Genomic DNA, 20,664 nt, shown 5'->3' with positions numbered 1-20,664 from the left:
ATCACGTCCGTTCGAGGATCGCGTGGGCGCCGTCGACGCCCTCCCGGGTGCCGATCACGATCACCGTGTCGCCGGAGCGCAGCCGGAACTCGGGCCCCGGCGAGGGGAGCGCGTGGGCCCGGCGCATCACGGCGACGATGGACGCCCCCGTCTCCGTACGCATCTTCGTCTCGCCCAGGGTGCGCCCGTTCCAGTAGGAGGTGCCGGTGATCGTGACCCGCTCGGCGAGCAGCCCGAAGTCGCTGGTGTGCAGCAGGTTCGGGCTGTTGTGACCGGGCAGCAGGGCGTCGGTGAGCGCCATCGCCTCGGCGGCGGTCAGTTTCATCGACAGGCCGCACGAGTCGGGGTCGTCGTCGTGATGGACGTTCAGGGTGCGGTGGCCGTCGCGGTGGGCGATGACCGACAGGGTGTCGTGCCTCCGGGTGGTGAGCTGGTACTGGACACCTATGCCTGGCAGGGGGATGGTCCTCAGTCGCGGAGCGGGCACGGTGGTCTCCTTCTCGATGCGCTCGGACGGCTCGGACGGCTCGGACGGTCATCGGCCGGGCGGCCGCCCGCGACGGAGCGGCTGCCCGGCGTCACTGCGGGCGCAGCCACACGGCGCCCAGCGGCGGCAGTACGACGGTCGCGTGGGCCGGGAACCCCCGCAGCGGCTCGGCGACGGCCCGGATCCGCCCGGGGTTGACCGCTCCACTGCCCCCGTACCGCTCCGCGTCGGTGTTCAGCGCCTCGGCCCAGTCGCCGGCGTGCGGCAGCGCGAGGCGGAAGCCGTGGCGGTGCGTCGGCTGGAAGTTGAAGACACACACGAGGGTCTCGTCCGACGTCCCGTGGCGGACGAAGGAGTAGAGGTTGTCCTGCGCGGCGTCCGCCTCGATCCAGCGGAAGCCGGCGGGCTCGCTGTCCCTGCTCCACAGGGCCGGCTCCGCCAGATAGGCGCGGTTCAGATCGCGTACGAGGTCGCGCACCGCCCGGTGCGGGGCGTGCCGCAGCATCGACCAGTCCGGCCCGGTGTCGGCCGACCACTCGGTGTCCTGGGCGAACTCCTGCCCCATGAACAGCAGTTGCTTGCCCGGGAAGGCCCACATGAAGGCGAGGTAGGCGCGCAGGTTGGCGAGCTGCTGCCAGCGGTCGCCGGGCATCTTGGCTAGCAGCGAGCCCTTGCCGTGCACGACCTCGTCGTGCGAGATCGGCAGCAGATGGTTCTCGGAGTGCGCGTACACCGCCGGGAAGGTCATCGAGTGGTGGTGGTACTGCCGGTACACGGGGTCCTTCGACATGTACGACAGCGAGTCGTGCATCCAGCCCATGTTCCATTTCAGGTGAAAGCCGAGACCGCCGTGGTCGGTGGGCCGGGTCACGCCGTCCCAGGCGGTGGACTCCTCCGCGACGGTGACGGCGCCCGGGTTGAGCCGGGGCACGGTGGCGTTGACCTCCTGGAGGAACTCCACCGCTTCGAGGTGCTCCCGGCCGCCGTACACGTTGGGCAGCCACTGCCCCTCGGCGCGCGAGTAGTCGAGGTAGAGCATGGAGGCCACGGCGTCCACGCGCAGACCGTCGACATGGAACTCGGCGCACCAGTACAGGGCGTTGGCGACGAGGAAGTTGCGCACCTCGTCGCGGCCGTAGTCGAAGACCAGGGTGCCCCAGTCGGGGTGTTCGCCGCGCCGCGGGTCGGGGTGCTCGTACAGCGGGGTGCCGTCGAAGCGGGCCAGGGCCCAGTCGTCCTTCGGGAAGTGCGCGGGCACCCAGTCGACGATGACGCCGATGCCCGCCTGGTGCAGCGCGTCCACGAGGGACCGGAAGTCGTCGGGGCTGCCCAGCCTGGACATCGGCGCGTAGTACGACGAGATCTGGTAGCCCCAGGAGCCGCCGAAGGGGTGCTCGGCGACCGGCATGAACTCCACATGGGTGAAGCCGAGGGCCTTGACGTACGCGGGCAGTTCGCACGCCAGCTCCCGGTAGCCGAGCCCCGGCCGCCAGGAGCCGAGGTGCACCTCGTACACGCTCATCGGCTCCCGGTGCGCGCCGGACCCGGCGCGCCGCGCCATCCACGCCGTGTCGCCCCAGCGGTGCCGCGAGGTGAAGACGACGGAGGCGGTGCCGGGCGCGGACTCGGCGTGGGACGCCAGCGGGTCGGCCTTCTGGATCCAGCGCCCGTCCCGGGTGAGGATCTCGTACTTGTACCGGCAGCCGTCGCCGACGCCGGGGACGAACAGCTCCCAGACGCCGCTGAACCCGAGCGAGCGCATCGGATGCGCCCGGCCGTCCCAGTGGTTGAGGTCCCCGACCAGCCGTACCGCGCGCGCGTTGGGCGCCCACACGGCGAAGGAGGTACCGGTGACGGGGCCCCGGCCGGACTCGTGCTCACGGACGTTCGCGCCGAGGACCTGCCACAGCCGCTCGTGCCGGCCCTCCCGGACCAGATGCAGATCGAGTTCGCCGAGCGTGGGCGGGAAACGGTACGGGTCGTCGTACTCGTGGGTCTGCTCGCCGTAGCTGACGGATATCCGGTAGTCGGGGACCGTACGGTCCGGCAGGCGCCCGGTGAAGACGCCCCCGCCCTCGTGCCGCAGGCTCAGCAGCAGGCCTCCGGCGGGGTCGGTGACCCGTACGGCGTCGGCGAGCGGCCGCAGCACCCGCAGGGTCACGCCGTCGTCGTCCGGATGCGCGCCCAGCAGGGCGTGCGGGTCGCAGATCTCGCCGGTGACGAGCCGTTCCAGGTCGGTGGGGGCCAGGGCCGGTACAGCCGGTATGTGGGGTGCGGTGGTCACGAGTGCGGATTCCCGTCCGTGAAGATGTGGGCCACTTGCTGCCGTGGGTCCAGACGCACGTAGTTGTCCCGGCCCCAGTGGTAGGTCTCGCCGGACAGCTCGTCGTACACCTGGAAGGCATCGGACCGGTCCAGGCCGAGGGCGGGCAGGTCGAGCGAGACCGTGGCCTCGCGCGCGCCGTGCGGGTCGAGGTTGAGGACGACCAGGACCCAGTCGGTGTCGTCGCGCTTGGAGAAGCAGAGCACCGCGTCGTTGTCGGTGCGGTGGAAGCGCAGGGTGCGCAGCTGGTGCAGGGCCGGGTGGGCGCGGCGCAGCTCGTTGAGGGTGCGGATCAGCGGGACGAGCGAGTCCCCCGCGGCCTGCCGTCCCTCCCAGTCCCTGGGCCGGTACTGGTACTTCTCCGAGTCCAGGTACTCCTCGCTGCCGGGCCCCGCCGGCACGTTCTCGTACAGCTCGAACCCCGAGTACATCCCCCAGGTGGGCCCCGCCATGGCGGCGAGGACGGCGCGCACCGCGAAGGCCGGGCGGCCGCCGTACTGGAGGTAGGCGTGCAGGATGTCGGGGGTGTTGACGAAGAGGTTGGGCCGCAGGTAGGCGGCGGACTCCTCGCCGTTCAGACCGGCCAGTTCGGAGAGGTAGCTCTCCACCTCCTCCTTGGAGCTGCGCCAGGTGAAGTAGGTGTACGACTGGTGGAAGCCGATCCGGGCGAGGGCGTGCAGCATCGCGGGGCGGGTGAACGCCTCGGCGAGGAACAGCACGTCCGGGTCGCTCTCGTGGACGGCGTCGATGAGCCGCTCCCAGAAGCCGACCGGCTTGGTGTGGGGGTTGTCCACGCGGAAGATGCGCACCCCGTGCGCCATCCAGTGGCGCAGGACGCGCAGGCACTCCTCGTGCAGCCCGTCGGGGTCGGTGTCGAAGTCGACGGGATAGATGTCCTGGTACTTCTTCGGCGGGTTCTCGGCGTAGGCGATGGAACCGTCGGGGCGGTGCCGGAACCACTCGGGGTGCTCCCTGACCCACGGGTGGTCCGGCGAGCACTGGAGCGCGAAGTCCAGGGCGATCTCCATGCCCAGCTCGCCGGCCCGGGCCACGAAGTGGTCGAAGTCGTCGAGCGTGCCCAGGTCGGGGTGGATGGCGTCGTGTCCGCCGTCGGCCGAGCCGATCGCCCACGGGCAGCCCGGGTCGTAGGGGCCCGCGACGAGCGAGTTGCCCGCGCCCTTGCGGTGCGTCACGCCGATGGGGTGTACCGGCGGGACGTACACCACGTCGAACCCCATGTCGGCGATGGCCTCCAGGCGTTTGGCGGCGGTGCGCAGGGTGCCCGAGCGGGGCGGTTCGAGCACCCCGTCGGCGTTCGGCCCGGTGGGCACGACGGCTCCCTCGGAGCGCGGGAAGAACTCGTACCAGGCGCCGTACAGGGCGCGCTCGCGGTCCACGCGCAGCGGGAGCTCCGCGGAGCGGGTGACCAGTTCACGCAGCGGCCGGGCGTTCAGCAGGGCCAGCACCACCGGGTCGCCCGCGGCGGCCAGCCGCTCCTCGGGCGTCAGCCGGGTGTCGCCCAGGTGCCGGGCCGCCATGACCAGCGGGGCGCTTTCACGGGGGGTGAAGGCGTCGGCGGCACGCTCCAGGAGCAGGGCGCCCTCCTGGAGGACCAGCTCCGTGTCGATGCCCGCGGGGATCTTGATCTCGGCGGCGTGCCGCCAGGTGGCGACCGGGTCGGACCACGCCTCGACACGGAACGTCCAGTCGCCCTCGCGGTCGGCACAGACGGAGGCCGCGTACCGGTCGGTTCCGGGGGCGAGCAGACGCATCGGGGTCCACTCGCCCGCGGAGCCGTCCGGGGCGGTGAGGACTACGTTCGCGGCGACCGCGTCGTGTCCCTCGCGGAACACGGTCGCGGAGACCTCGAAGACCTCGCCCGGGACCGCGCGGGCGGGCCGGAGCCCGCCGTCGACCCTGGGGCGGACGTCCACCACGGGGATACGTCCCACGGTCGGCGCGAACCGCCGCTCGGCGCGCTTCTCCTGCATGACACTGCCTCCTCGCACCGGGTGCGGTCGCTTGAAGTGGGGCCAGGGCCTCTCCGGTGGATCACGGCCGGGTCCGACCCTGGTCCGCCGGACGGGCCCTAGTGGCGTATCGCCGTGGTGCCGTTGCTGACGTCGGAGATGATCCGCCGGTACCCCGCCACCAGCGGATGGTGCGGGTAGGCCGTGCAGAACAGCCGCTCACCGGCGAGCGACGCCATCTCCGGGGCGTACGGCAGGACCGCCGTGATCCTCGTGCCGTACACCCTCTCGACCTCGTCGTGCAGATGGCCGCGCACCACGCCGTCCGGGGCCATGTTCACGGCCACGGTCAGCCGTACGCCGCCCAGGCGGTCCGCGAGCGAGGCGGTCTCGTGGGCCCCGGCGAGATCGAGCCGGTCCGCCCTGGTCACCACGACCAGGGCGTCCGAGCTGGCCATCGCCGTCACGGTCTCGTTGTTGAAACCGGCGTGGGTGTCGAGCAGCAGCACATCGAGGGCGAGGGAGTCGATGAGCCGGTCGAAGCCCTCCCTCAGCAGTCCCACGTCGTATCCGCGGCCCAGGATCTCCCCCGCGGCCGTGGTCCGGCTGCGGGCGGGCACCAGGAAGAAGCCGTCGTGTCCCGCGTCGCCGTCCGCCGGGTACACCGCGTCCTCGATCTCGCAGCGGCCGATCAGGTAGTCGGTGAGCGAGCGCCGTATCGGTACGAGGGCGCCACCGAACATCACGTCCAGGGCGGGTGTGTGGATGTCGGTGTCCACCAGGGCCACGCGGTGACCCGAGGCCGCCAGGAGCAGCGCCAGGTTGGCGGCCGTACTGGACTTGCCGGTGCCTCCCCGGTAGGAGTGCACGGTGATGATCTGCGACATGGTTTCCACTCGGTAGGCGGTCGGATCGGTCAGTCGGCCGGTGTTCCGGGAGGGCGCCAGTGGACGGCCATCATGGTGATGTCGTCGGACTGCTCGGCCGGCCCGACGAACTCGCTCAGCGCGCCGTCCATGTGGTCGAGGAGCTCCTCGCCCCGCACGGCGGCCTCGGCCAGCTGCCGGAGCATCTCCTCCTCACCGAAGAACCGCCCGCTCTCCGAGCGCGCCTCGGTGACCCCGTCGGTGTAGATGAACAGGGTGTCGCCGGGGCTGAGCTGGGCGTAGCCGAGGGAGAAGTCGACGTCCGGGATGACGCCGACGGCCGGTCCGGTGGGCATCAGCAGTACCGGTTCCGCGCCGCTCGCGCTGACCAGGACCGGCGGATTGTGCCCGCCGTTGATGTAGACCAGGTTGCCGGTGCCCGGGTCGAGGACGCCGAAGAACATGGTGGCGAAGTAGCCCTGCCGGATGTGGTTCCTGGTCAGGTAGTTGTTGGTGCCGACCACGGCGTTCAGCAGCGGGGTCGCCCCCACCACGGGGATGGCCCGGCTGTGTTCCGCCCAGGTGGTCTCCTCGCCCAGCAGTTCGGCGGCGATCAGGCTCTGCAGTCCGCTCTGCTCGGCGGTGTGCCGCAGCAGTGAACGGATCAGGGCCATGAACAGCGCGGCGCCGACGCCCTTGTCGCAGACGTCGGCGACGACGAGCGCGAGCCGCCTCCTGTTGACGATCTCGAACACGTCGTAGAAGTCGCCGGCGACCGTCCGGGCGGGCCGGAAGCGCACATGGATCTCCCAGCCCGGTGGGCTGGGCAGGGCGTCGGGCAGGAAGCCCAGCTGGATCTCCCGGCCTATCTCCAGCTCCCTTTCATAGCTGAGCAGTTCGGCGTGGGCGGTGACGTCCTCCATCGTCCGGCTGAACCGGGCGCGTTCGTCGCAGTTGCGCAGCCGCGCCAGGACGAGGTCGGCGTGGAAGGGCGGCACGAGGTAGTCGCAGCCCGCGTGCACATGGCTGCCCAGCAGATGCAGGTCCTGTTCCGCGAACGCGACCACCGACGGCCGCCGGCCGTCGTCGTCGAGCCTGCGGGCCACGGCCCGCACGGTGTGGGGGGACAGTCCCGCGTGCGCGAGCATCACGGTCACGTCGGGCAGCCGGCCCGGGGACGCGGCGAGCACGTCCGTGGGGGTGCGTACGTGCACCCGGGCGCCCACCCGTTCCAGAGCGGAGCGCAGGTCGGGAGGCACGGTGCGATGCTCGTCCAGTACCAGCACGTTGGTCTGCGCCATCTCCGCCTCGTCTACTCCGCTGTCGGCTCGTTGCTTGCGTCCCGCGGTGCCCGCGGGTGTCCCTCCCGGCGAAGCATCACGAGCGTGCTCACATTGCGTCCCGAGACCAGCTCGTACGCGAAGGCGTCCACCGCCGTGTAGGCGAGATAGACGCCGAGCCCCCCGATCTCCCGTTCGGCGAGGGGCTGGTCGAGCGCGGGGGGCCGCATCCCCTGCCGGGGGTCGAACGCGGGCGCGTCGTCCTGGAAGCGCACCCACACCCGGTCGGCGTCGATCCCCCCGTCCACCGCGATCACCCCGGGGGCGCCCCGGTAGCCGTGCACGACGATGTTGGTCGCCAGCTCGTCCGCGGCCAGCCGCAGCCGGTACAGCCCGCTCGGGTGCAGTCCGGCCCGTCCTCCGAGGTCGAGGACGAACCGCGCGACCTCGTCCAGCGAGCCGAGCGCCGCCGGGACCCTGAGCCCGGCCCTGCCCTCCGCCCGGTCACAGGTGACCCGTACGGCGCCCGCGGGCGGCCCGCCTCCGGTGACGCCCGCGGGCGCCGCGGCGGAGGCGGGCTCGTAGTCGATCGCCATGGCCTCCTCGCCCTCTCACACGTCGATGAGGTCGATGCTGTGGTCGAAGCCGGCGAGACGGATCGTCCGGGCGACCGTCTCGGGCGCCCCGACGACGGCGATCCGCACGTCGTCGCCCATCTTCTGGCGGGCGAAGACCAGGGAGCGCAGTCCGGCGCTGGACAGATAGGCGAGCTGCTCGGCGCGGATCACCAGCTCGATCGCGCCCGCGGCGGCGGCCTGGTCGATGGTGTCGTGGAACCGGCCGGCCGTCGCGGCGTCGAGTTCGCCCCGCAGCTCGATGGTGGCGACCCGCTCGTCGACCCTCAGCCTTACGTCGAAAGACACGGTGGATTCTCCTTCTGTGTCGCGGGGTGTGCGGTGCGGTGTGTGCGGGCGGTATGACGTACGTGCAGGTCAGGGCTGTTCCGGCGATGCGGCGCGGCCGACGAGGATCACCGTGGAGTGCGCGCCCAGGTGGTAGCGGCCGGGGTGCTTGAGCGGCGGCTCGGCGCCGGGCGGGTGGGCGTCCGCCATGGACGTGTCCGCGAACAGGTGCCAGGTCCGCCCCTCGGGCAGCTGCGGCAGCTCCAGGTCGTGCGGCTCCCAGTGCGCGTTCACGGCGACGTACACGTAGTCGTCGCGCGTGGCGCCGCCCTTGGCGTGCCGGCCGCACCGCATCAGCGCGAGCACCCGGCAGTGACTCGACCAGTCGGGGTCCCAGGCGTGTACGCCGTGCCAGCTGACGTCCGGGTAGCCGCTGCCCACACGGTCCGCGCCGACCGGGTGGTCGGCGGTGCGCAGCACCGGGTGGGCGTGGCGGAAGGCGATCAGGGACCGGACGAACCCGAGGAGTTCGGCGTTGGCGGTCGGACCGTCGACGAGTCCCCAGTCGAACCAGGACAGTTCGTTGTCCTGGCAGTACGTGTTGTTGTTGCCGAGCTGGGTGCGGCCCGCCTCGTCGCCGGCCAGGATCATCGGCACGCCCTGGCTCGTGAGCAGGATCGCCATCAGGTTCTTCATCTGCCGCATCCGCAGCGCGCGGACGTGGGCCGAGGCGCTCGGGCCCTCCTCGCCGCAGTTCCATCCGTGGTTGTCGTTGGCCCCGTCGCCGCCCGACTCGCCGTTGGCCTCGTTGTGCTTGTCGTTGTACGAGACCAGGTCGTGGAGCGTGAAGCCGTCGTGCGCGGTGACGAAGTTGACCGAGGCGGACGAGGTGCGGCCCTGGTACAGGTCGGGGGAGCCCGCCATCCGTGTCGCCAGCTCCCCGACGAGACCCGGCTCGCCCTTCACGAACCGCCGTACGGTGTCACGGAACTTGCCGTTCCACTCCGACCAGCGGCCGTAGTTGGGGAAGTTGCCGACCTGGTAGAGACCGGCGGCGTCCCACGCCTCGGCGATCAGCTTGGTGTGCCTGAGGACCGGGTCGTGGGCGAGCTGCTCCAGCAGCGGGGGGTTGGGCAACGGGGTGCCGTCGGGGGCCCGGTCGAGGATCGCCGCGAGATCGAAGCGAAAACCGTCGATGTGGTACTCGGACACCCAGTAGCGCAGACACGACAGCACGAAGTCCCGTACGACCGGGTGGTTGCAGTTGACCGTGTTGCCGGTCCCGCTGAAGTTGTAGTACTCGCCGCGTGGCGTGAGCATGTAGTACGTCGCGTTGTCGAGGCCGCGGAACGAGATCGTCGGCCCCTGCTCGTTGCCCTCGGCGGTGTGGTTGAACACCACGTCCAGGACGACCTCGATGCCCGCCCGGTGCAGCTCCTTGACGAGCGTCTTGAACTCGTCGGCCTGCATGCCGAAACGGCCCGTGGCCGCGTACCCGGCCTTGGGGGCGAAGAACGCGACGGTGTTGTAGCCCCAGTAGTTGTACAGCCGCTCGCCGGTGACCGGGTTGGTGCGGGGGTTGTCCAGCTCGTCGAACTCGAAGACGGGCAGCAGCTCCACGCAGTTGACACCGAGCTCCCTCAGGTACGGGATCTTCTCGCGCAGCCCGGCGTACGTCCCCGGCGCCGACACCCCGGAGGAGGGGTGCCGGGTGAAGCCGCGGACATGCGTCTCGTAGATGACGAGGTCCTCGGTGGGGATGCGCAGCGGAGTGTCGTCACCCCAGTCGAAGTCGTCGTCGAGGACCCGCGCCCGGTACGGGTAGACGTCGTCCCAGTCCGGTTCGGCGCCCCACACGTCGCGGCCCGACACCAGCCGGGCGTACGGATCGCTGAGCACCTTGCCGGAGTCGAAGCGGTCACCCGACTCCGGATCGAAGGGCCCGCCGGCCCGGAAGCCGTACTCCAGGTTCTCGGCGTCCAGACCGAAGACCGTCATCGCGTACACGCTGCCGATGCGGAACTCGGGCGGGAAGGGCAGCTCCGCGGCCGGCTCCTTCGCGCCACGCTCGAAGAGCACCAGGCTCATCGAGGTGGCGCGGTCGGAGTACACCGAGAAGTTGATCCCGCCGGGCACCGGCTGCGCACCGTACGGCAGGGGCCGCCCGGCGCGCACCCGGTAACCGGAGATCCGGCGCGTCGGGAAGCCGTCGACGCGCTCGCGCATGTCCTGGACGGTCATCGGTCCGCGCGTTCCAGTGCGGAGTCGAGGTCGTCGGCTATCTCGAAGAAGTCCAGGAAGCCCGTCGCGGACATCACGAAGTGCACCTCCTCGCACAGGCCGACGAGGGTCACCCGGGCGTCGAGCTGCTGCGCCCTGCGGTGGACGATGAGCAGGGTGCGCAGGCCGGCGCTGGAGATGTAGCTGACGCCGCTCAGGTCGACCAGGACCCGGGAGCCATGGCCCACGAACGGCAGCAGCTGCGCCTGGAGGCCGCCGGACGTGGTGGAGTTGATCTCCCCTTCGAGCGCGACCACCGAGGTCTCACCCTCGGTGCGGGAACTGAGCTTGACGGTCATCCTGTCACCTCTGTACGGGAGTTGGCGGTGAGGCGGACCTTGACCTTGACTCGGCCCGAGGTCTCCGGGAGGCGTACGGTCAGGCCCTCGGCGGCGAAGTCGGTGTGCGGCTCGCCGTCGATCTCCACGCTGTCGATGCGCACCGAGCCGGGCGGCAGGAGGTCCGGCGCGACGCGCAGGACACGGCCGGGCAGCAGGGCCGGGTCGGGCTTGAACCAGAAGTCCATCGACCTGCCGCCCACCAGCAGGTTGTTGTAGACGGCCGCGAGGTAGCACAGCTCGGCCGAGTGGTACATCGACATCGAGTGGCTGCCCTTGAGGCGCTCCACGCCCAGCAGATACGGCAGGCCGCTGGCGAGGGTGTTGAAGTAGACGGCGCCCTCGTCGTGGTCGAGGAAGAAGGCGTTGTAGAACGACTGGGCGTCCCGGGCCTCGGTGCGGAAGTCCTCACGGCCGGTGATGCCGTGCAGGATCAGATAGGCGAGGATGGCCTGCTCCTGCTGCCACCAGGCCTTGCGGTCGTGCCAGGTGAAGCGGAACCGGTCCTCGCCCTCCGCCTTCGTCCGCTCGACCACGTCGTACCAGCCGCCGCGCTGGCGGTCGCTGCCGACCTCGGGCATCGTCTCGCCGATGGCGGTGGCCAGTTCCAGATAGCGGTCCTTGGGGTGCAGCGAGTGCATCCGCATCAGGTTCCAGGCGATCTTCAGGTTGTGGCCGACGACCGCGCGGTTCTGCTGCCAGCCGTGCGTGGTGTCGTGCGACCAGTCCTTGTGGAACCGTTCCTGCACGAAGGGGCTGTTCTTCGGGTCGGGGAACCGTTCGACGATGGTGTCGAAGGTGTACTCCAGCATGTCGGCGTAGGCCTTCTCGCCGGTCGCCAGATACAGGTTGATCAGATAGGCCGGGGCGTGGTCGCCCACCGAGTTCCAGTTCTTGCGGGCCCGGTTGGGGCCCAGCGACTCGTGCTCCGGGCTGAGCAGGATCGGGTCGATGTGCGAGAAGTACCCGCCGTGCTCGGGGTCGAGGTAGAAGCGGTCGAACAGCCGGATGGTGGCGTCCGCGTCGGCCCTGATCCGCGGGTCCCCGGTGACGCGGTAGGTCTGGATCGGCCCGGCGAGGGCGTAGATCTGCTCGTAGGCCGGCAGCGCGTCGTAGTCGTCGGAGAACTCCGAGGTGAACAGCTTCTTCTCGGTGTCGCCGTCGACCTTCAGCCCGTGGTACCAGTACACGACGTTCTCGTCGGCGTCCACGAAGCGCATGTGCTCGCGCAGGTACTCGGTGCCGCGCTCGGCGACCTCCAGGTACTCGTCCTCGCCGGTGAGCAGGAACGCCGAGGCCATGCCGTACACCAGCCGGGAGATGGTGTCGGTCTCCTGGACGTGGCTCGCGGTCTTGTCACCGCTGAGCCGGATCTCGGTGCGGTACCGGGTGAAGTCGACGGGGCCGTCGCCGAACTGGGCCCTGCGGTAGAAGGCGGCGATCTCCTGGATCTGCCGGATCCACCAGCCGTCCTCCTCGAAGCGGTGGTCGTCGGCGTCGCGGCCGACGAAGACCAGCCGCTTGGCCTCGAACCGCAGCCCGTCGCCCCGCGGGTAGAAGATGCCGTACGCGAGGAGGTAGCGGCCCTCCTGCATCAGCGTGTCGATGTGGCCCGAGGCGTCCTGGTAGGGCTCGCCCAGGTTGTGCAGCAGCTCCGCGCTCGGGCCGCCGTCGAGGGCGATGTCGAAGGCGCGGCCGTCGGCCGTGACGACGGTGACCTGGCGGGCCTCGCGGTCGTGGCGGGAGATGCGGCCGGCGATGGTGTCGGAGAAGGTGAAGGTCACGGTGCCGGGGTTGCTGGTCATGGTCACGCCCCTCGCAGCACGAGCTCGTCGATGATGGTCCTGGCGAACAGATGGCAGTGGTCGCCCGTGCGCGCGGTCACCAGGTCGCCGTCGACGACGATGTCCTGGTCGACGTAATTGGCGCCCATGTTGCGCACGTCGCCGATGAGGTTGTTGTGGCAGACGACCTTGCGGCCGCGGACCACGTAGGGGATCGAGGAGGCCAGCCACATGCCGTGGCAGATGATCCCCTTCACGATTCCGGAGCGGGCGAACGCCCGCCGCAGCAGGTCGGTCGCGGGAGGCAGCTGCTCGATGTCCTCGGTGTAGCGCAGCCGGTCGGCGACCATGCCGGAGGGCACGATGAGCGCGTCGTACTGGCGCAGCCGGCGGTCGTCGAGGTCCTCCAGACTGCGGGCGACCGTCAGCGGCGCCCGGTACTCGTGGCCGGTGAAGGTGATCGACTTGTTGCCCCACAGCCGGGTGAGGAAGTCGACGCGCGCGCCCTCCTCGGCGAACCGGCGCTGGTAGTAGGCGATCTCGGGCTCGTAGAAGTCGCTCTCGGCGAGGACCGCGATCCGGCGCCCGGAGAGCGCTCCGGTACGGGACGGCACTTCGGACACGGCTCAGGCCCCCTCGGTGGTGCGCAGGTCGACGAGGAACGGCTTGTCGTCCTCGAGCATCCGCTTGACGGCGTGAGTGACCTGGCCCGGCTCGTCGACCCGCAACCCGTCCACGCCGAAGCCCCGGGCGATCTCGGTGAAGCCGAGGTCGGGGTGGGACAGGTCGAAGGGCGAGGGATAGGAGTGGAACGGGACGCCGCGCTCGCGCCAGTACTGCTCGATGTTCAGATCGAGCAGCTTGTAGCTGCGGTTGTTGCAGATCACGAACTTGGCGCCGACCTCATGGCGTACGGCCGTGTACAGCGCCTGGAACGTGTACATCGAGCCGCCGTCGCCGGTGAAGCCGATCACGGTCTTGTCCGGGTGGGCCAGCTTGATGCCGATGGCGCCCGGGATACCCACGCCGAGGGAGCCGCCGCGGGTGGAGAACCAGTGGCCGGGCAGCCGGCCGGGCAGATGGGCGTTGAGCGGGCCGGCCGCGGTCAGCGCCTCGTCGAAGACCATGACGTCCTCGGGCGCCTGGGCGGACAGTTCCCGCAGGAAGGCGTGGAGCAGCGAGCCGTCGTCCTCCGGCCGCGCCGGCTGTGCGGCCCGGCGGGCCTGGACATGGCGGGCGGCGCGCTCCCGGTCGGCGGGGGAGAGCTTCTCGTCCAGCCGGCCGGAGAGCGCGGCCAGGGTGGCCTTCGGCTCCGCGACCAGACCGAGGCTCACCGGATGGTTCTTGGCTATCTCGTAGCCGTCGAGATCGATGTGGACGATTCGCGCGTCCTCGCGGAACGGGCTGTGCAGGAGCGGGAAGACCTCGGGGAACACATACGTGCCCACGATCAGGACGGCGTCCGCGTCCTTCACCGCCTCGCCACTGACCTCGCCGAACATGTGCCCGAGCTGGCCGCGGTAGAGGGGGTGCCGGGCGTCCAGGTTCACCTCGGAGAAGTCGACGCCCCACACATCGGCGCCCAACTGCTCGGCCACCCTGGTCAGTTCCCGCTGACCGCCGGACGCCGAGACCCCGTCGCCGACCAGGACGAGCGGCTTCTCGGCGCCGGCGAGCAGCTCCGCGGCCTGTTCCACGAGCGAGGGCACCGGCAGTGACTCCGTGCGCGGATACGTGCTCGGGATCACCGGTTCGGTGTTGACCGCGTCGAGGACATCGAGCGGAAGGGCGACGAAGACCGGGCCGCGCGGCGGCGTCATCGCCATCTTCATGGCGCGGCGCACCACCCTGAGCACCGAGTTCGGATCGGTGACCCGGGTCGCGTACTTGGTCACCGGCTCGGCCATGGCCACCAGGTCGGAGGCCATCTGCGCGTCCATCGCGTCGTACCTGACGCCCGCCTCACCGGCGATGACGACGAGCGGCGAGTGACCGCGCTTCGCCTGGTAGAGCATGCCGATGGCGTTGCCGAGACCGACACCGCTGTGCAGCTGCAGCAGGGCGGGACGGCCCGTGGCGCGGGCGTATCCGTCCGCGATGCCGGCGGCGACCGTCTCCTGGAGGGTCAGGATGTACTGGAGTTCGTCATAGTTCTCCAGTGCGTCCAGAAATCCCTGCTCGACTGTTCCTGGATTGCCGAACATATACGGAACTCCGTCGGCGATGAACTGCTCGATGATCGCCGCGTTGCCCTGCCTGGCCATGTCTTCCTTCTCTCGATGAGACCTCTGATGACCTCTGGGGATTTCTCGGTGCTTTGCCGTGGCTTTACCAGCCGTAGCGGCGGAGCCCGTCCTCGAGAACCTCGACGATCTTCTCGCCGGTGAGATACGAGTCCGGCGTCGAACGGCCCGTGATGAACGGGAAGTCGACGATGACCGAGGTCTCCTTGCCGAAGTTCCCGTGGTACCTGCCCTCGGGGCCGGTGGCGTCGCGCAGGATGTACTCCAGCGGGTACGGCGGCGGGCCCATCATGAAGTCCGTGCCCAGGAACCCGGTGCCGTCCTTGTAGTCGTACTCCTTGCAGTGACCGGTGATGTGCTTGCCCCAGACGATGGACTTGCGGTCCTCCCAGTCACGGGCGAAGGCGAGGCAGGTCACGCCGTAGCACTCGGCCGCGATCGGCTTCCCGGTGCGCAGGAAGCCCAGGATGAGCTGGTGCACCCGCTCGTTGTTGGCGAGGTCCACGATCGGGCCGGAGCCGCCGACGATCAGCAGCGCGTCGTACTCCTCCAGCTCCTGCTCCACCACCACGTCGATCGCGCGGTGGTAGGCCTCCAGCTTGCGCAGATAGTCGTCGTCGGCGGTGTAGGGGCGCTCCGGGACCCAGGCGGAGATGTCCAGCGGGTCGTCCAGGCGGTCGGAGGCGTCGATCTTGCGGGTGAGTTCGGCGACCTTCTCCGAGGTGACCGAGCGGCCCAGCGGCGGGTCGATGAACTCCGGGTCCATGGACGGCGGCAGGGCGTGTGCGCGCTTGCCGGTCGGGGTGGCGAACACGACCTCGTAACCGCGCTGGTCGAAGTGGTGCAGGGGCCCGATGAGCTCCTCGCCCCAGTAGCCGTACTCCGACAGGATCACGAGGATCTTCTTGGCGTTCCTTCTGGCCACGCCTGCTCCTTCGGTTATCGGTGCGGGGTGGGTGGCTGGGAGCCGCGACGGAGGGCGGCGGTGCGGCAGCCACCTGAACGGGCGGATCAGCGGGGATCGGGGCCGATGATCCAGTTCTCCTTCACGGCGACGGAGAAGACGTACCTCGGGTCCGCGATCTCGTCCCGGGCCGCCTTGACCTTCTCGGTGAGGAACGGGGAGCGCAGGGCCTGCTGGAGGGCGTCCACGTCGTCGAACCACAGCTGCTCGACGGAGTCGAAGGCCGACTCGCCGAAGACATAGGCGCCGTCGACGGTGTGGGCGTGCAGATAGCGGCGCAGGCCGGGGACCCCCCTGACCGCGGAGGCGTAGCCGTCCAGGCTGCGCTTGCGGTAGTCGTCGAGCTGGAGACCGGGGCGCCGCTTCATCAGGACGGTGAGCTTGACCCAGTCCTGGCCCTTGGCGAGCGGCGGGCCGGGGACGATCTCGTGGGCGGTGGTGTCGACGACGATGGTCTGCCAGAACGCGGCCCAGTTGGGTTCGTCGAGCCGGGCGCCCTGGAGGAACTCCTCGGTCTGCAGCGAGGCCAGCTGCTCCTCGCCGTTGGCCAGCCAGATCTCGGCGATGCCCTGGTGGGGCAGGGCGGGGGTGCCGAGATTTCCCTCGATGCCGACCACCGTGTCGACCATGTACTTCCGGATCTGCGGAATTTTGGCGGCGTACCGCACCGCGTGCACATTCACCCAGTAATCCTGGAATTCCTGTGCGGTCATACCGGGCTTGGGTGCCGCCAGAATGAACTGGTGGATCATCGAATGTCTCCTGTTCCATGCCGGTCCGGGCTACAGGAAATGGTGGCCAGGCGCAGTCGTCACGGGCAATGAAATACGGGCGACTTTCTGACCTGTCGGTGTCGTTGCTGTCAGGTGGCCGCGATTCCGGGTGATCCGGTTCAGTCGACCTTGAGTTCCGGTGGATACAGGAAGTAATTCGCGGCCGCGGCCGCCTGCGCGCCTTCGTGTACGGCGGCGGAGACCTGGTGGGAATGCAGCGAGGTCACGTCGCCGGCCGCGTACACGCCGGGTACGGAGGTCTGCTGCTCGGAGTCCACCCGGACATAGCCGGTGGCGGTCAGGTCCACGCCGAGCGAGCGCGCCACGGCCGTCTCCGGGGTGGCCCCCTGGATGGAGAACAGCGCGTCCAGCTCCAGGCGCCGGCCGTCCCGGGTCACGATCGCGGAGAGCATCCCGCCCTGGCCCTCGGCCTCCTTGATGCGGTCGTGGACGACCGGGATCCCGGCGGCCTCCAGGCGCCGCCGGTAGCGGGGGCTGATCGTGTCGTGCCGGCTGTTGGTGAGCAGCCGGACCCGGTCGGTCAGCGCGTGCAGCTGCATCGCCTCGCCCGCCGCGGCGTCGGTGTGGCCGGCCACCAGGATGCTGCGGCCCCGGTTCTCGTAGCCGTCGCAGGCGATGCACCAGAACATCGAACGCCCCACGTACGCACGCCAGTCGGGGAAGTGCGGGAAGTGGTCCAGCACCCCCATGGCCAGCACGATCGTGCGCGCGTGCCAGCGGTGGCCCTGCGCGTGCAGCGTGAAGCCGTGCCGGGCGTCGCCCTCGGCACGGGTGATGTGGTGGTGCGCCACGCGGGCGTGCGGATGGGCGGCGAGCTGCTCGGCCGCCAGCTTGCGCAGTTCGGTGGTGGCGATGCCGCCGGGGAAGCCGAGGTAGTTGTGGTTGGTCTGGTGGTGGGTCGAGCGGCCGTGCCCGGTGTCGAACACCAGCACCTCGCGGTTGAAGCGGGCCAGGCACAGTGCCGCGGACAGCCCGGCCGGACCGCCGCCGACCACGGCGGCGTCGACCTCGGCGGCGTCGACCTCGGCCGGCAGACGGCCCGGCTGCGTCACGGCTGCCTCAGACATGGCGGCCCCCCGTTCCGCTCCCCACGCTCCGGCACACCGCGCCCCGGCCCGCTCCGCCGGGCGCGGCGAAGGTCGGCCGGTGCGGTGCGCGGCGGGCTCGTCGCACGGCGTCCGGCTCGACGCCGCGGAGGTCGTGGGCACGGGCCGGGCGCGCGGACCGCTCCTGCGCGTTGCTCATCACCGCTCATCACTGCTTCTCGTCTCGTCGTCGGATGTCATCTCGTCGGCCGGGGTCACCGGGGCCGTGGTCAGGCCGCCGCCGTCCGCCCGTGGGCGAGGCGGCGTACGGCCTCCAGGGGGATCGGCAGCCACTCGGGCCGGTTGCGGGCCTCGTACACCGCCTCGTACACGGCCTTGTCCGCCTCGAAGGCACGCAGCAGAACGGGGTCGCACCGGGGATCCGTGCCGCCCGCCTCGGCGTAACCCGCGCTGAACGCCCGCCTGTTGTGCACGGCCCACGCCGAGGCGCGGCGCGCCAGGCGGGCACCGCGCGGGCCCAGCGGGGCGTGCTCGGCCGGCGGCGTGCCCAGCACCTCGGAGAGTGCGTGATGGGCGGCGTAGTCGAAGGAGCGCAGCATGGCCGCCACGTCGCGCACCGCGGGCTGGAGCCGGCGGCGCTCGTGCAGCGGGTGGCCCGGCTCGCCCTCGAAGTCGATGAGCACCCAGCCGTGCGGCGCGCGCAGCACCTGCCCGAGATGCAGGTCGCCGTGGACCCGCTGGACGAGGAGCGGGCGGCCGCGGTCCGCGCCGGAGCGCAGACTCCGGTGGATGTCGCGCAACGGCCCGGCGAAGGGGAGGAGTTCCGGAAGCTCGTCGACGGCCTCGTCCAGCCTGCGGGTCAGCCCGGCGGCCAGCTCGTCGGCCTCGGCCGGCGTCAGCGCCCTGCTGTCCAGCTGCCGCGCCAGCGCGGAGTGCACCTCGGCGGTGGCCCGCCCCAGGGCACGGGCCTCCTCGGTGAAACCGCCGAACGGTGCCACCGAGGCGCCCTCGCCCGCTACGCCCTCAGGGCCTCTCGTTCGGATCATGCCGGGCTCGCGGGGCCCGGCACCGCGCCTCGCCGCGTTGTCGTCGGTTGGCAGGGCTCCGCCCTGCCGCCCTCCTCCGCCTTGCGATGCACGGCACCCGGCCCCGCTCCCTGATCCGGCCTGATCCGAACGAAAGACCCTGGCCGCCCCGGCCGTGGCGAGGGCCCAGCCGTCGCCCAGGGACGGCACGAACTGCTGGAGTACGGCGAGGGTGGTACGGCCCGCGGGGAACGCGTCGGAGGTCTGTGCCCACGCCAGTGGCCGTGCGCTCGGCACGTCTCCGGCCCGCCACAGGGCGGTGAGCATCTCCAGCTCCGGATGCGGTCCGGGGACCAGGCGGCGCAGCACCTTGAGCATGAGGCGGTCGCCGAACGCCACGGACGTGTTGGACTGCTCGGCGGTGAGCACCCGTGCGGGCAGCCCGAGCGGGACGTCCGCGTCCGGCAGGCGGTGGTACTCCACCGGGCCGCCGGTGCCCTCGGCTGCCAGGCGCGCGAGCAGCCGGGACATCAGCTCCGGGTCCTCGGTGGCCTCGTACAGCAGCAGTGCGGACCCGTCCCCGTCCGCGCCCCGGCCGATCAGCGAGCCGTCGGGCACCGTGCCGGTCCCGGCGCGGCGCACACCGACGAGGAGCTGGTACCACTCCTCGTGCCCGGCCTGCCCGGCCCGTACGACCAGGTGCAGCAGCGCGGGGTCGCCGGAGTGGACCAGATCGGCGAGGACCGGCTCGACGGGCGGAGCGTGGTGTCCCTTGCCCGCGAACCAGCGGCGCCCGGTGAGCCAGCCGGGCAGCAGCAGCCGCAGTTCCGCGGTGAGCCGTTCCACGTCGGTGGCGTCCACGACGGCGCTCACGCGGCCGGCGCCTTCGCGGTGCGCGCCTCGACCGGGTCGGGCCGGGAGGCGGGGGCGGCCGCGGCGAGCGAGAGCGCGGTGATCGCGTGGGCGACGGACACCATGGTCATGTGGTGGTGCCAGCCCCGGAACGAACGCCCCTCGAAGTCGCGTACGCCGAGGCCGTCGGTGACCTCGGCCAGGTCGCGCTCGACACGCCGGAGGAGCATCGCCGCGCGGTACACCGTCCCGAGCTGGGCCCGGGACAGGTTGGACAGCCAGAACTCGCCGGGGACACGCCGGTTGCGGTGGGTCCACGCGCCCAGCAGCACCAGTTCCTGCCGCTCGGGGAGCGGGGAGGGCCCGGGGCGCCGCCGCCACAGCCGCACCCGCGCGGTACCGACGGAGGTGGCCCGTACCGTGTCCGTGGTGTGGTCGTACCACTCGACCGGCATACAGGTCCTGCTCAGCGCGGCCGTGAGCGTGTCGGTGGTGCCGGCGTGCTCACCGCTCGGCTGCCGGGTCTCCAGCAGGGCGAACCGGGTGGCGGGATCGATCCGCACCACGAACGGTAGGTGGCGAGCCGTCAACTCGGCGCAGACGGCGTACGGGTCGCCTTCCCGGAGATCCATCACCACGGGCCTGCCGGGCAGTTCCCACTCCGTGGACATCCGGTCCACCGAGTCGATCGCGCACTGCTCGGGCGGGCAGGGGTCGACATGCTCCGGGATCGCGGCACGCCTGCGCCGCTCGGGGCGGTCCGTCCAGCACTCGGGCAGCGCGAGCCGCCAGTCCACCGGGCAGCTGCCCCGCTCGGTCGCGAGCCACACCCCGGTCGCCTGCTGGCAGTTGACGATCCGCCCGATGTGCGGCACCCACTGCCGTTCCACGCCCACCGAGTGCTGGCCGACCTTGGTGATGACCAGGGGGCGGACCACCCAGGCGCGCGGGTTCAGCCGGTCCGAGAAGAGCCGGGCCACTTCACGGCGTACCTGGCCGCTGTTCCAGGGGGACTTGGTGATGAACTGATAGAGACTCTGCTCCACGCCGTTCCCTGCACCGTTCGCCAGGGCACGCATCGTCTTCTTTCCGTCGACCGTGAGCAGACCGCGCACATAAAGCTCTCCCCAACGCCGCTGATCGCTGCGTGGAATCGACTCGAGTGCCCGGGAGAGTAACTCGTGGACGATATTCTCGGAGATTCCATCGGGCGGGTTCTGCCGATGTTCTGCGGACATGGGTCGGCCCTCTCTGCAAGTCGACGTGTCTTACTCGCCCCTGCAGCGGAAAGGGCTCCGTCCCGCTTTCCGGGCGCACAGATCCCCATTCCGGAAAGTGGTCCCACTTTCCGGGTCGGGGTGAATTGGTTCTCCGGTCGGCCCCGAAGGGCCGCAGGCGGACCCGGGACCGGACGGCGGCGCGACAGCGCCTTGAGGGCCGGTACCGGCCCCGGGCCCTTGGGGGAGCCCGCCGGTCACGGGGGTGGGGGAACCGGCGGACCTGACTGAGG

General features: G+C 70.8%; 18 protein-coding genes. All 18 read right to left on the bottom strand.

Going from position 1 to position 20,664, the window contains the following annotated elements:
• Position 1: 1 nt before the first annotated feature.
• Positions 2–487 carry a cation:proton antiporter regulatory subunit gene (locus FNH04_RS15010; protein WP_322723084.1) on the bottom strand — a complete coding sequence of 162 codons (486 nt, stop codon included), beginning with the start codon at positions 485–487 and terminating at the stop codon, positions 2–4.
• A gap of 91 nt (positions 488–578) precedes the next feature.
• Positions 579–2,771 (bottom strand): 1,4-alpha-glucan branching protein GlgB, encoded by a 2,193-nt coding sequence (gene glgB / locus FNH04_RS15005; protein WP_194236686.1) that lies wholly within the window; start codon positions 2,769–2,771, stop codon positions 579–581.
• A complete protein-coding gene (locus FNH04_RS15000; RefSeq protein WP_152784362.1) occupies positions 2,768–4,801 on the bottom strand; it encodes an alpha-1,4-glucan--maltose-1-phosphate maltosyltransferase in 2,034 nt (677 codons plus the stop codon). The genes glgB and FNH04_RS15000 overlap by 4 nt, the downstream gene beginning before the upstream one ends.
• Positions 4,802–4,899: 98 nt before the next feature.
• Complete coding sequence (locus FNH04_RS14995) at positions 4,900–5,667, bottom strand: MinD/ParA family ATP-binding protein (RefSeq protein ID WP_152784360.1); 768 nt, start codon at positions 5,665–5,667, stop codon at positions 4,900–4,902.
• A 29-nt stretch (positions 5,668–5,696) separates the two neighbouring features.
• Positions 5,697–6,947, bottom strand: coding sequence for a PP2C family protein-serine/threonine phosphatase (locus FNH04_RS14990; protein ID WP_152784358.1), 1,251 nt, complete (start codon positions 6,945–6,947; stop codon positions 5,697–5,699).
• Positions 6,948–6,958: 11 nt separating this feature from the next.
• Positions 6,959–7,522: an ATP-binding protein gene (locus tag FNH04_RS14985; RefSeq protein WP_152784356.1), complete on the bottom strand. Its 564-nt coding sequence runs from the start codon at positions 7,520–7,522 to the stop codon at positions 6,959–6,961.
• 15 nt (positions 7,523–7,537) lie between these two features.
• Positions 7,538–7,849, bottom strand: coding sequence for an anti-sigma factor antagonist (locus FNH04_RS14980; RefSeq protein ID WP_322723083.1), 312 nt, complete (start codon positions 7,847–7,849; stop codon positions 7,538–7,540).
• Between the two features lie 69 nt (positions 7,850–7,918).
• On the bottom strand, positions 7,919–10,069 hold the full coding sequence (gene glgX, locus FNH04_RS14975) for a glycogen debranching protein GlgX (protein WP_228031381.1): 2,151 nt from the start codon (positions 10,067–10,069) through the stop codon (positions 7,919–7,921).
• Positions 10,066–10,407, bottom strand: coding sequence for an STAS domain-containing protein (locus tag FNH04_RS14970; RefSeq protein WP_152784354.1), 342 nt, complete (start codon positions 10,405–10,407; stop codon positions 10,066–10,068). The genes glgX and FNH04_RS14970 overlap by 4 nt, the downstream gene beginning before the upstream one ends.
• On the bottom strand, positions 10,404–12,251 hold the full coding sequence (locus FNH04_RS14965; RefSeq protein ID WP_152784352.1) for an AGE family epimerase/isomerase: 1,848 nt from the start codon (positions 12,249–12,251) through the stop codon (positions 10,404–10,406). The genes FNH04_RS14970 and FNH04_RS14965 overlap by 4 nt, the downstream gene beginning before the upstream one ends.
• A 2-nt stretch (positions 12,252–12,253) precedes the next feature.
• Positions 12,254–12,853, bottom strand: coding sequence for a DJ-1/PfpI family protein (locus FNH04_RS14960; protein WP_322723082.1), 600 nt, complete (start codon positions 12,851–12,853; stop codon positions 12,254–12,256).
• A gap of 3 nt (positions 12,854–12,856) precedes the next feature.
• Positions 12,857–14,494, bottom strand: coding sequence for a thiamine pyrophosphate-binding protein (locus FNH04_RS14955; protein ID WP_152784349.1), 1,638 nt, complete (start codon positions 14,492–14,494; stop codon positions 12,857–12,859).
• A gap of 64 nt (positions 14,495–14,558) precedes the next feature.
• Positions 14,559–15,398 carry a type 1 glutamine amidotransferase domain-containing protein gene (locus FNH04_RS14950; RefSeq protein ID WP_322723081.1) on the bottom strand — a complete coding sequence of 280 codons (840 nt, stop codon included), beginning with the start codon at positions 15,396–15,398 and terminating at the stop codon, positions 14,559–14,561.
• A gap of 86 nt (positions 15,399–15,484) precedes the next feature.
• Positions 15,485–16,189, bottom strand: coding sequence for an EthD domain-containing protein (locus FNH04_RS14945; protein ID WP_152784347.1), 705 nt, complete (start codon positions 16,187–16,189; stop codon positions 15,485–15,487).
• 140 nt (positions 16,190–16,329) lie between these two features.
• A complete protein-coding gene (locus FNH04_RS14940) occupies positions 16,330–17,298 on the bottom strand; it encodes an NAD(P)/FAD-dependent oxidoreductase (RefSeq protein ID WP_152784345.1) in 969 nt (322 codons plus the stop codon).
• Complete coding sequence (locus tag FNH04_RS14935) at positions 17,291–17,476, bottom strand: hypothetical protein (protein ID WP_152784343.1); 186 nt, start codon at positions 17,474–17,476, stop codon at positions 17,291–17,293. The genes FNH04_RS14940 and FNH04_RS14935 overlap by 8 nt, the downstream gene beginning before the upstream one ends.
• A 70-nt stretch (positions 17,477–17,546) precedes the next feature.
• Positions 17,547–19,175: a maltokinase N-terminal cap-like domain-containing protein gene (locus FNH04_RS14930; RefSeq protein WP_152784341.1), complete on the bottom strand. Its 1,629-nt coding sequence runs from the start codon at positions 19,173–19,175 to the stop codon at positions 17,547–17,549.
• A complete protein-coding gene (locus FNH04_RS14925) occupies positions 19,172–20,392 on the bottom strand; it encodes an IS701 family transposase (RefSeq protein ID WP_152784339.1) in 1,221 nt (406 codons plus the stop codon). Before FNH04_RS14925 ends, FNH04_RS14930 begins: the two co-directional genes overlap by 4 nt.
• Positions 20,393–20,664: the final 272 nt, after the last annotated feature.

Source organism: Streptomyces phyllanthi (assembly GCF_009377205.1).
In the GTDB taxonomy this organism is placed as follows: Bacteria; Actinomycetota; Actinomycetes; order Streptomycetales; family Streptomycetaceae; genus Streptomyces; species Streptomyces phyllanthi.
This window is presented reverse-complemented; position numbering and strand designations above follow the sequence as displayed.